Genomic DNA, 10,065 nt, shown 5'->3' with positions numbered 1-10,065 from the left:
GGCTCGATTCCCGCCCCACGGAAAGCGAGCGATAAGCTTCGAAAAATACGGTTTCCTTAGTTTCTCGACAGCCATTAAAAAAAGAGCTCACGGATGAGCTCTTTTTTTATTCAACAGCCAGTCGGCGCACCGATCATGACCAGGCCGCCTTGCTCGCCTTGCGTATCAAAATCCAAAGCGAGCTCCTCTGCCATTTCTTTTGCGTCCGGCGCGACCGCTACACGGATGCCGTTCACATCGATGAGTTCATCCGTTTGTTCCGGTGCATCGAGCGACAAGCCAATTTGCGGACCGCAGCAGCCGGCGACTGCATAAAGGCGCAAGTTTTCCGTTTGCTGTTCTTCCAGAATGGACTGGATATAGTTCTTAGCTTCATCGGTAATCATCATAAACTCCATCTCCCCTGTTCTTTTCAATTATTCTTCACTTTAACATGGACTAGGCTTGCGGAAAAATGCGGTGCAGCGATTCTTTCAGTTCAGGCTTTACGCTGATGATCGGCCGTACGTTCGTCGCCATTTGTTCGGCTTCTTCTACGGTCTTCGCTTCGCCTAATGCAAGCAAGGTACCGATTGCGACAGTTCCGGTGCGGTTGCTGCCCCCTGCGCAGTGGAAAAAGACTTTCTTGCCTTCTTCGTACGCAGTGACAACCCCGTCCACCGCTTCTTGTATCGACTCATCCTGATGTTCTTTAGAATCGTCGATAATCGGTGCATGGATTCGTGTATAGCTTTCTTCGCTGTCTCCTGCTTCTGCGCGCAAATCGAAGACGACGTCGATGCCTTCATTTTCAACTGCTGTTTTCGCATCTGCTGCGCCGCCGATGAAAATGCGGTCTTTCACTAATGGCTGGTATGCTTCACTCATCGTTTTCCTCATCCCTTCCAAACTCATTTGATGTCTCCATTATTATAAAATGAATTCTTTCAATTGGTCATAACCAATTTTCTCTTCTTCGAGCCAAGGAATGATGGCGCATTTCTCGGCCAGTTCTGCGTCAACTTTGCGAATCCACTTTTTCTCGGAAATCGCGCGTCCCCTCAGTACAGCATCCGCTGTATTTGTAGCATAAAGGCTTTGGTTAATGACCCACCATTTCGGCTCGATCCCGGCACGCTTTAAGTCTTCTTCGAGACGCGCCGCTTCCAATACCGGTGTCGCTTCCGCCAAGGTGACGATGACGACACCTGTTTCTTTTGGATTGCGCAGGCGCGGCAATAGTTTTTTCACACTGTCCGGCACATCGCCTGTCGAGCGGCTCATTTCCTTATGATAGGCTTCTGTCGAATCGAGCAGCAATAAAGTATGCCCGGTCGGCGCAGTATCGATGACGACGATTTCGTTCTCGGACTTCTCGACTACTTTGGCGAAAGCTTGGAACAACGCGATTTCTTCGGTGCACGGCGATTCCAGGTCTTCTTTCAAATAAGCGAGCTCTTCCTCAGTCATCCCGCTGCCTGCCTGTTCGATGACGGTTTCTTTATAACGCGCCACTTCGATGTCTGGATTGATGCTGCTGATGGACAAATTATCGCGTGTGCCGCTTCCTTCAAATGTATACGCTAAGTGAGCTGCCGGGTCGGTCGTCGTCAAATGGACTTGATGGCCTTTCTCGGATAAGCCGACTGCGATGGCGGATGCGACGGAAGTTTTGCCGACGCCTCCTTTGCCCATCGTGAAAATGACGCGCGTATTGTGTTCGGAAAAGTCATCGATGACGCTGTTCAATCCCGGCAAGTCGAGCGGCTCGCCCGCTTCTTCCGTTTCGAACGAAGTAATTGCGTATGAACTGAACAGATGGCGCAAATTTTCAACGCCAGTCAACGAATAAGAAACGTATGGCAATGCATAAGCCATCACTTGCTTCAACGCTTCAGGTGTCCGATCGATCGCCTCACGCTGCCGCTTGTAGAATGCTGCCGAGACCGCGTCTTCCGGCTGATGCGTCTGAAGCAGCCCATTGACGATGAGCAATTGGTTTTTGATGCCGATTTCTTTTAATTCAAATGACGCACGGTCCGCCTCGAGCAAGGAGGAATTGTCAGGGCGCGCCACTAAGATCAAAGTCGTCCTTTTTTCCTTCAAGCCCAGCGAGCGGGCCGAGGCATGAGGCACCGTGCGTACTGTCTTCCAAAAAGCCGCTCCACGCCGTCGGCAATTGCAAGAGGCGCAGTGTATGGCCGGTCGGTGCAGTATCGAAGAGGACATGATCGTATTGCGCTAAAATCTCCTCATCTGCCAGCAAATGCGAAAACTCATCGAATGCCGCGATTTCGACCGTGCAAGCACCGGATAATTGCTCTTCCATCGTCGCGAGTACCGCATCCGGCAATTTGCCGCGGTAAGGCCCGACGACACTCTCTTTATAAGCTTTGGCCGCTTGTTCCGGGTCAATGTTGCAGGCGGACAAATTCGCAACAGACGGAATGGCTTTCGGGTCGTTCGTCAGTTCCACTTCTAGCACGTCTTGCAAATTGGAAGCCGGATCTGTGCTGACGAGCAATACCTTCTTGCCCTGATCAGCTAAGGCGACAGCTGTTGCACACGCAGTCGAAGTTTTCCCGACACCGCCTTTACCGGTGAAAAACAGAAACGGAGTGACGGCCATTTGATTCGGATTGAACAATGAATACATAGGAACGCTCCTTTAGTTGTTGATGTTCAGTGACACGCGCACGCGCGGCTTTTCATGTAATTCGGACGGTGCGGTCTCGAACCACTCTGCCAATTCTTCTGTTGTCGGGTATTCGGCAATCTTTGCGACTTCTCCGTTGACCAGCACAACCGGCAACGCGTCCGGTCCTTTTTCGACCAGCATTTGATTGACTTGTTTATTGTCCACAAACGCACCAGGATCATCCGTCAAATTATGGCGTGAAATCGCAAAGCCCTTTTTCTCGAGTGAATACACGGCCGACGCGATGCGCGTCAGTTCCGGGTCCACAGTAGGGCCGCAAACACCCGTCGAACAGCACATCGCCGGATCGAAAATTTCTACCTTTTTCATATTCAGCTCTCCTTCAACCTGCGTAGTTTGGTTCTATCAAATAAGATTAGAGTCATCATACATATGCTTACTCTATTCAAAACTTCACTTACTCACCAGTTGCAGCGAAATGGCGGATGCGCGATTCGATATCATCGCGTACCGATTGGAACACTTTCCATTTCTCTTCTTCGGTGCCTTGCGCTTTTGCTGGATCCGTAAAGCCCCAGTGGTCGCGTTTTACGTGAGGCGGCGTCATTGGACATTTATCTGCCGCATCGCCGCAAAGTGTCACCACAAAATCCGCATTGTTTAATATTTCGGTGTCGATGACATCGGATGTTTGATTCGAAATATCGATATTCACTTCATTCATCGCTTTTACCGCGTTCGGGTTCAAGCCATGCGCTTCGATTCCGGCGCTCAATACTTGCCACTCATCGCCCAAAATTTCTTTCCCCCAGCCTTCCGCCATTTGGCTGCGGCATGAATTGCCCGTGCATAAAAAGTACAATGTTTTTTTCGTCATATTGATTAGCTCCCTTGTTCCATGAATGGTTTTTATATCTCTATGTTATTCAACGTGATGCCTTTTCCGTATCACTATTACTCACAACGAATGCGTAGTCCCTGCTCCACCAATTTCTCGATGCGCTCATCCTGGCTCGGAATGAATGACAAGACTTGCATGAGCATATCGTATAATTCACTTTCCTGGTTCAATGAATAGAAAATCCATTGCCCCTTGCGCTTTTCCTTCACTAAACCGAGATCGCGAAGCTTGCGCAAGTGCTGGCTAATCGCCGACTGGCTGACATTGAAGATTTCCACGAATTCACAGACGCAGCAATCGTTTTTTTCGAGCAATTTGACCATCGACAATCTCGTCTTGTCGCCTAATAGCTTCAGCACCATGCTCGCCTTGTCGATTTCTATTTCGCGCGCTTTCACTTCCATCGGATGATTTCCCCCGCTTCTATAATTAGGTTTGCTTAAATACTGTAATACCAAATACAGCATATCAGCATATGCTTATATGTTCAAGCAGTGATCTGGATGATAAAACATATTCAACACGTATTTCCATAGAAAAAAGGAGCGGCATGGTCCCGCTCCTTACTGGCCGATTCTTTTCTTCAGTGATGATGATGCCCTGCCGCTTCAGCCTCTTCTTGCCCTTGGCAGCGAATCGAGTCGTCATGTGGGTGGTCTTCATTTTCCAATTGGACGGTGACATGGCCGATTTTCAGCTCCAACAGCGCATGTTCAATATCCCTAAGCACTTGCTGGCTGTCTTTGAACGAGATCTGTTCTTTGACGACTACATGTCCCGACATGGCATTTTTTCCGCTCGTGATGCTCCATACATGCAAGTCATGGATGCTTTTCACCCCAGGTAACGCTTCGATCGTTTGCGCTACTTGCTCCAGGTCGACATTTTTTGGTGTCCCTTCCATCAAGACATGCACCGCTTCTTTCGTCACGCGCCAACCGCTGATCAAGACGAGGATAGCGACAACCACACTCGCCAGCGGATCTGCCCATGCCCACCCGAAGAAAATGATCAAAAGGGCTGCCGTGATCGCGCCGACCGAGCCAAGCAAATCACTTAAGACATGCAAAAAAGCGGCACGGAGATTCAAGTTTTCTTTCGTATCTCCACCGCGCATCAAAATCCACGCGACGAGGATATTGACGAGCAAGCCGATGACCGCGATAGCCAACATTCCTGAAGTCGCAATTTCCGGTGGATCTGAAAACCGGTGGTAGGCTTCATAGAAAATATAAAGTGAAATCAAGACGAGCGTCACTCCGTTAAAGACTGCCGCTAAAATTTCAAAACGTTTATAGCCGTAAGTCTTCATTTGGTCGGCTGCTTTTTCGCCAATGGAAAAAGCCAGGTAGCCGACACCCAGCGAAATGGAATCGCTCAGCATATGGCCGGCATCAGCTAGTAGCGCTAGGCTGTTCGTCAAATATCCACCGACCGCCTCGACCACCATATAACTGGTGATGATCAAAAAGGCGACCAATAATGTTCTTTTATTACGGCTATGCGAATGATCATGTGATGATCCCATCGCCAACACCTCCACTGCAGCTTTTAATAATCCTTTTCTCTAAATGTATTCCCGAAAAATCGCCAGATATCCTATCGAAAACGAAACAAACATCCAGTCACTAGGCTTCCTAACCATAAAAAAACCGGCTCCCATGGCCGGTTTTATCACTGATTTTCTGAGGCTGTTGTCAGGACGGATTCCAGTGATGCTTCAAAACGCAAATTCATTTCCCGTTTCAACAGATGCAATTTTTGGGCATGGTCCGGCTTTACGCCTGTAATCACTGCATCGATCCCCATGACGCCCAAGGTCTGCACGAGCGACTCCAGGTAACTGACGCCTTCTTGCGTCACCGAACCCATCGCCGTCAAATCGATCACGACCGTATCGGCTTCGTATTCGTAGATGCGCGTGACAATATACGGGCGGATCGCTTCAACTTTTTTGGCGTCCAAATTACCGAACAACGGAATGAGCACGTAGCCGCCGCCGATTGCGATGCACGGTGCAGAAAGTTCGCGAACTTTCTCCAGCAGCGCATCCGAACGTTCTTTTTCCTTGAGCAATTCATAATCCGTTTCTTTCAAGCGGCCTCGCAAGCGAACCAATTGCGCCATGATCGTAGCCATTTGTTCATCTTTTGGCACCAGCACGAGATTCAACGAAAAGTCGCTGTTCCAGCGGTAATAGACGTCCGCCAAAAAGAAGCCGGCCGCTGTGATGAAATTCAATTCGACAGGTTTTTTGCTGTCGCGGGTTTTTAGCAACCGCTCCGCTTTGGCACGGCTTCCTTCATCGAGCAATTCAAAGAATCCACTTGGTTTTCCGAAAAGCTGTTCTGCCTCATGCGAATAGTCGACGACCGTAAAGCTATTGTTCAATTGAAAAGCCGGAAGCGGCCATTCAGCCAGTGGAGAGCGTGTCATCGTTCGACCCCTTTCCAGTGCGGATCCATTCCCTGAGCGCACCAAGTTCCCGGACGACGACCGCTCCTTTTATACGCAAATCCGCAAAGCTCGACAAAGTGACGGCCCTGCCGCCAATCAGGACGGCTGGATTTGAGTCCACCTTAGAGAAAGCTTCGGCGTAGGTTTTCAAAACCGGCAAGCGGTGTGCAAGTGCCCCCGACAATGCAACAACATCGGGCTGCCAGTCACCGGCCAATTCGAGCGCTGAATCGAGCGGCAAATTCGGTCCCATATAGCGGACATCATAGCCCTCTTCACGGAACATCGCCGCGACCATCTTGAGCCCGATATAATGCTCTTCGCCTTCTGGCCCAAAGATCATCGCTTTTTTACGGCCCTCTTTATCTTTATTGCGCAGTTCCGTAGCGGACAAGACAAAATCGCAAACAGCGGTTGCCAAATGCTCTTCCGCTACCGATATTTCATTTTGTTCCCATAATTCCCCGATGCGGTACATCGCCGGCGTCAGAAGTTCGCCGTAAAGCTGTTCATGTGAATGGCTTTCCAGGAAATCCTGGACGTATTTCAAAGCTTCCTCTTCCTGCCCCTGCAGGAAAAGATCCGAAAGCTGTGTTGACTCGTTCATTTGATCAGCCCCTTTTATGTGGAGGGAGCTCCAATAACCGGACTGCGCGATCGAGGCAGCCCCGCATGAAATCTCCTTGCGTTGTTTCGGTATAGCGCGGCACAATTTCGATAAGCCGCTGAAAATTATCGATGATTAGCGCAGTTTCGACATTGCGGCTTACGAGCACCGTCTCGAGCCAGAGTGCATAGTCTAGAAAGGATTGCTCGCTTTGCAATTGCCAGGCCGTTTCGAGGTAATCTAAGTGGTGATGATTGTCTTTGACGGTATGTTCATATCCCTTATCGCCAAAACGTTCCCATAAATTCGGGTACGCTTCGTATATACCATCTGCCGTGTCGGTCGCGATTTGCTGTTTTTGTTCCTGGTTCATTCGGCCACCACTTCGTATTGATGGACTTTCGGGACGATGCCCGCGAGTTCCTGGTCTGGATAATTCTTCTCCAAATCATGAATCTCCTTGAACTCCTGGCTCTTGACCCAGTTCATATATGCCTGCTTGGATTGCCATTCCAAGTGGACGGTCAGTTCATGGCGCTTTTTCGTGTTTTGGATCAGCCGGAATGAAGTGAAGCCTTCCGCCTGGTCTACACGGCGCGATCGTTTTTGGTATATTTCTATGACGTCTTGCACTTTATCTTCTGGCACAATGACGGTCGATGTGACGATGTACATAATTCAGAACCCCTTTGCAACTGGCTTTGTATAAGCCGGGCATGATAAAAGTATACCTCAGCATACCATTTCAGCTTCCGAAATAAAAGCGAGCGCCTTCGGGACATTTACAAGAGTATTTTCAATATTCCGCTTGTATTTCGAAAGTAATTGCCGTATGATGGAAAACATCAACCAACCACAACTATATAAAATGATTCTTATCGAGAGAGATGGAGGGATTTGGCCCTGTGAAGTCTCAGCAACCGGACGTGTTTGTCACGGTGCTAATTCCAATAGGTGAAGCCTAGTAGATGAGAAGATAGCATATACGGCAGGGGCTTTCTTCTTATCATAGGAGAAAGCCCCTGCTTTTTGATTTGAAAGGATGAGGACCATGACACAACATAGCCTAGAAACACGCCTGGTACAACTCGGCAACCGCAGCGACCAACGCACAGGGGCGGTCAATCCCCCGATTTATCTTTCTACCGCCTACGAACACGAAGGCCTTGGCAAATCCACGGGCTATGATTATACGCGGACAAAAAATCCGACACGCCAGCTTCTTGAAGAAGGGATCGCGAATCTAGAAGGCGGCGATGCAGGCTTTGCGTGTAGCTCTGGAATGGCCGCGATCCAGCTGGTCCTCTCCCTGTTCCGCCCGAACGATGAGATTTTGCTTCCCGAAGACATTTATGGCGGCACCTACCGCCTGCTGGAACAATATGAAGAGAAATACCATATCCGCCCCGTATACGATTCCTTCATCGATCCGAAAACGGCCGAAGCGAAAATCAATGACAACACAAAAGCGATTTTCATCGAAACCCCGACCAACCCGTTGATGCAGGAAATTGATTTGGAATTGTATGCACAACTAGCCAAGCGCCACAATCTTTTACTGATCGTCGACAATACTTTTTTAACACCTTTCTTGCAGCAGCCGCTCGCAATGGGCGCCGATATCGTACTCCATAGCGCCACCAAATACATCGGCGGCCATAACGATGTGCTCGCAGGCCTCGTCGCTGCAAAAGGCGCAGGGTTATGCGAGCAGCTTTTCAACGCCCACAACTCAGCCGGCGCTGTGCTGTCGCCGCTCGATTCCTGGCTGTTGATCCGCGGCTTGAAAACCTTGCCGCTGCGTATGCGCCAGCACGAAGCGAACGCCAAAGAACTTGCCCGCTTTCTGGAAGCTCAAGATACCGTGACAGACGTGCTGTATCCCGGGAAAGGCGGCATGCTGTCGTTCCGCCTGCGTGAAGAACAATGGGTCGGGGAATTCCTCGAGAGCCTGTCGCTCATCACATTCGCCGAGAGCCTTGGCGGCGTGGAAAGTTTCATCACGTATCCCGCGACCCAGACCCATGCCGATATGCCGATCGCTGAACGCACGGCACGCGGCGTCTGTAACCGCCTGCTCCGCTTCTCAGTAGGCGTCGAGCAGGCAGAAGATTTGATCGCTGATTTGTCACAAGCCTTGGCCAAACTGGAAAAGGAGGTCGTTTCCCATGAGTGAACGACGCGAGACGAAATTGATCCATTCAGCAGGCATCGATCCATTAACAGGCGCAGTCAATGTGCCGATCTATTTATCATCGACTTTCCATCAGGAAAGCATTGATTCGTTCGGGCCGTTTGATTACAGCCGCTCCGGCAACCCGACTCGTAAATCGCTTGAAGAAACGATCGCCAAACTTGAAGGCGGCGCGCGGGGCTTGGCCTTTTCTTCCGGCATGGCAGCCATCTCATCGGCCTTCATGCTATTGAAAGCCGGCGACCATGTGCTGGTCTCGGAAGATGTTTACGGCGGCACTTATCGCTTCATCACGGAAGTGCTGGAAAAATTCAAAGTCGATTACACATTCGTCGACATGACCGACCTTGGCGAAGTGGCCGCAGCATTCCAGCCGAACACGAAAGTTGTCTACATTGAAACGCCTTCCAATCCTGTCATGAAAATCACCGATATTGAAATGGCTGCAAAACTGGCCAAAGCAAACGATGCGATGACTTTTGTCGACAATACCTTCATGACGCCCCTTTACCAGAACCCGCTTGAACTCGGCGCGGATATCGTGCTCCACAGCGCGACGAAGTTCCTGTCTGGCCATAGCGACATCACGGCAGGGCTTGCGGTGACAAAAGATGCTGGGCTTGGGGAACAATTGGCATTCATCCAAAACACATTCGGATCTGTGCTCGGCGCACAGGATTCCTATACACTGATCCAAGGCATTAAAACGCTCGGCGCCCGCACAAAACAATCCGGCGAGACGACCGCACGCATTGCAGAGTATCTGCATAGGCACCCGCTTGTCGAAGAAGTCTATTATCCCGGCTTTTCGTTCCATCCCGGAAATCCGATCCATAAGCGTCAGGCTAGCCATGCAGGCTGTGTGCTGTCATTCCGCCTGGCGGATAAGGACGCCGCCCGCATTCTCGTAGATGCTTTGGAAATTCCTGTGTTCGCCGTCAGCCTTGGCGCCGTCGAATCGATCTTGTCCTATCCGGCTACGATGTCCCATGCCGCGATGCCACCCGCTGAACGTGAAAAGCGCGGCATCACCGACGGGCTTCTGCGCTTCTCCGCAGGGCTTGAGCATCCCGATGACTTGATCAACGACTTCAGCCAGGCACTCGAAAAAATCGCGATCGCGAAAGGGCTCAGCGTCGCCGATTAATTTTGTTCATTCAAAAAAGACCGTCCGACTCGTCATCAAGCTGACGAAACTGGACAGTCTTTTTTTCATGCCTTTGTACTTGTCGCTAAACTTAAGAAAGCCTGAATTCCAGGGGGAGGGG

At 50.2% G+C, this 10,065-nt stretch carries 12 protein-coding genes, 1 pseudogene and 1 riboswitch; of the genes and pseudogenes, 2 read left to right on the top strand and 11 right to left on the bottom strand.

Annotated elements, in window-relative coordinates; genetic code table 11:
- Nucleotides 1–110 precede the first annotated feature (110 nt).
- The 11 genes and pseudogenes from ON064_RS06985 to ON064_RS06935 all read right to left on the bottom strand — a co-directional run bounded on the left by ON064_RS06985 (nt 111) and on the right by ON064_RS06935 (nt 7,278).
- Complete coding sequence (locus ON064_RS06985; protein WP_058383291.1) at nt 111–389, bottom strand: HesB/IscA family protein; 279 nt, start codon at nt 387–389, stop codon at nt 111–113.
- Nucleotides 390–438: 49 nt separating this feature from the next.
- Complete coding sequence (locus ON064_RS06980; RefSeq protein WP_274624214.1) at nt 439–867, bottom strand: protein-tyrosine phosphatase family protein; 429 nt, start codon at nt 865–867, stop codon at nt 439–441.
- A 42-nt stretch (nt 868–909) separates the two neighbouring features.
- Nucleotides 910–2,635: pseudogene (arsA, locus tag ON064_RS06975) on the bottom strand (arsenical pump-driving ATPase).
- Between the two features lie 12 nt (nt 2,636–2,647).
- Nucleotides 2,648–3,007 carry an arsenite efflux transporter metallochaperone ArsD gene (arsD, locus tag ON064_RS06970; protein ID WP_274624213.1) on the bottom strand — a complete coding sequence of 120 codons (360 nt, stop codon included), beginning with the start codon at nt 3,005–3,007 and terminating at the stop codon, nt 2,648–2,650.
- 88 nt (nt 3,008–3,095) lie between these two features.
- On the bottom strand, nt 3,096–3,515 hold the full coding sequence (gene arsC, locus ON064_RS06965; RefSeq protein WP_274624212.1) for an arsenate reductase (thioredoxin): 420 nt from the start codon (nt 3,513–3,515) through the stop codon (nt 3,096–3,098).
- Nucleotides 3,516–3,592: 77 nt separating this feature from the next.
- Nucleotides 3,593–3,943, bottom strand: a complete 351-nt coding sequence (locus tag ON064_RS06960) for an ArsR/SmtB family transcription factor (RefSeq protein ID WP_274624211.1) — start codon at nt 3,941–3,943, stop codon at nt 3,593–3,595.
- Between the two features lie 179 nt (nt 3,944–4,122).
- Nucleotides 4,123–5,067: a cation diffusion facilitator family transporter gene (locus tag ON064_RS06955; RefSeq protein ID WP_274624210.1), complete on the bottom strand. Its 945-nt coding sequence runs from the start codon at nt 5,065–5,067 to the stop codon at nt 4,123–4,125.
- A gap of 146 nt (nt 5,068–5,213) precedes the next feature.
- Complete coding sequence (locus ON064_RS06950) at nt 5,214–5,975, bottom strand: STAS domain-containing protein (RefSeq protein WP_274624209.1); 762 nt, start codon at nt 5,973–5,975, stop codon at nt 5,214–5,216.
- Nucleotides 5,953–6,603, bottom strand: coding sequence for a cobalamin B12-binding domain-containing protein (locus ON064_RS06945; protein ID WP_274624208.1), 651 nt, complete (start codon nt 6,601–6,603; stop codon nt 5,953–5,955). The genes ON064_RS06950 and ON064_RS06945 overlap by 23 nt, the downstream gene beginning before the upstream one ends.
- 4 nt (nt 6,604–6,607) lie before the next feature.
- Nucleotides 6,608–6,976, bottom strand: a complete 369-nt coding sequence (locus ON064_RS06940) for a hypothetical protein (protein WP_274624207.1) — start codon at nt 6,974–6,976, stop codon at nt 6,608–6,610.
- Nucleotides 6,973–7,278: an antibiotic biosynthesis monooxygenase family protein gene (locus ON064_RS06935; protein WP_058383281.1), complete on the bottom strand. Its 306-nt coding sequence runs from the start codon at nt 7,276–7,278 to the stop codon at nt 6,973–6,975. The genes ON064_RS06940 and ON064_RS06935 overlap by 4 nt, the downstream gene beginning before the upstream one ends.
- A 197-nt stretch (nt 7,279–7,475) precedes the next feature.
- A riboswitch (SAM riboswitch) is annotated at nt 7,476–7,578 on the top strand.
- A 76-nt stretch (nt 7,579–7,654) separates the two neighbouring features.
- Here ON064_RS06935 and ON064_RS06930 point away from each other — a divergent pair.
- Entirely contained in the window at nt 7,655–8,779 is a 1,125-nt protein-coding gene (locus ON064_RS06930) for a methionine biosynthesis PLP-dependent protein (protein ID WP_274624206.1), read from the top strand.
- Nucleotides 8,772–9,944: an aminotransferase class I/II-fold pyridoxal phosphate-dependent enzyme gene (locus ON064_RS06925; RefSeq protein WP_211654715.1), complete on the top strand. Its 1,173-nt coding sequence runs from the start codon at nt 8,772–8,774 to the stop codon at nt 9,942–9,944. Before ON064_RS06930 ends, ON064_RS06925 begins: the two co-directional genes overlap by 8 nt.
- Nucleotides 9,945–10,065 lie beyond the last annotated feature (121 nt).

This window comes from Planococcus sp. A6, from assembly GCF_028823615.1.
GTDB lineage: Bacteria > Bacillota > Bacilli > Bacillales_A > Planococcaceae > Planococcus.
Note: the sequence above shows the minus strand (reverse complement) of the source record. Positions and strands in the feature narration are given on the sequence as shown.

Bases quoted from the DNA above. Each gene is read 5' to 3' on its own strand.
- ON064_RS06980 (WP_274624214.1), bottom strand. From the start codon at position 867: ATGAGTGAAGCATACCAGCCATTAGTGAAAGACCGCATTTTCATCGGC.
- ON064_RS06955 (WP_274624210.1), bottom strand. From the start codon at position 5,067: ATGGGATCATCACATGATCATTCGCATAGCCGTAATAAAAGAACATTA.
- ON064_RS06945 (WP_274624208.1), bottom strand. From the start codon at position 6,603: ATGAACGAGTCAACACAGCTTTCGGATCTTTTCCTGCAGGGGCAGGAA.
- arsC (WP_274624212.1), bottom strand. From the start codon at position 3,515: ATGACGAAAAAAACATTGTACTTTTTATGCACGGGCAATTCATGCCGC.
- ON064_RS06960 (WP_274624211.1), bottom strand. From the start codon at position 3,943: ATGGAAGTGAAAGCGCGCGAAATAGAAATCGACAAGGCGAGCATGGTG.
- ON064_RS06940 (WP_274624207.1), bottom strand. From the start codon at position 6,976: ATGAACCAGGAACAAAAACAGCAAATCGCGACCGACACGGCAGATGGT.
- ON064_RS06930 (WP_274624206.1), top strand. From the start codon at position 7,655: ATGACACAACATAGCCTAGAAACACGCCTGGTACAACTCGGCAACCGC.
- ON064_RS06950 (WP_274624209.1), bottom strand. From the start codon at position 5,975: ATGACACGCTCTCCACTGGCTGAATGGCCGCTTCCGGCTTTTCAATTG.
- ON064_RS06985 (WP_058383291.1), bottom strand. From the start codon at position 389: ATGATGATTACCGATGAAGCTAAGAACTATATCCAGTCCATTCTGGAA.
- arsD (WP_274624213.1), bottom strand. From the start codon at position 3,007: ATGAAAAAGGTAGAAATTTTCGATCCGGCGATGTGCTGTTCGACGGGT.
- ON064_RS06925 (WP_211654715.1), top strand. From the start codon at position 8,772: ATGAGTGAACGACGCGAGACGAAATTGATCCATTCAGCAGGCATCGAT.
- ON064_RS06935 (WP_058383281.1), bottom strand. From the start codon at position 7,278: ATGTACATCGTCACATCGACCGTCATTGTGCCAGAAGATAAAGTGCAA.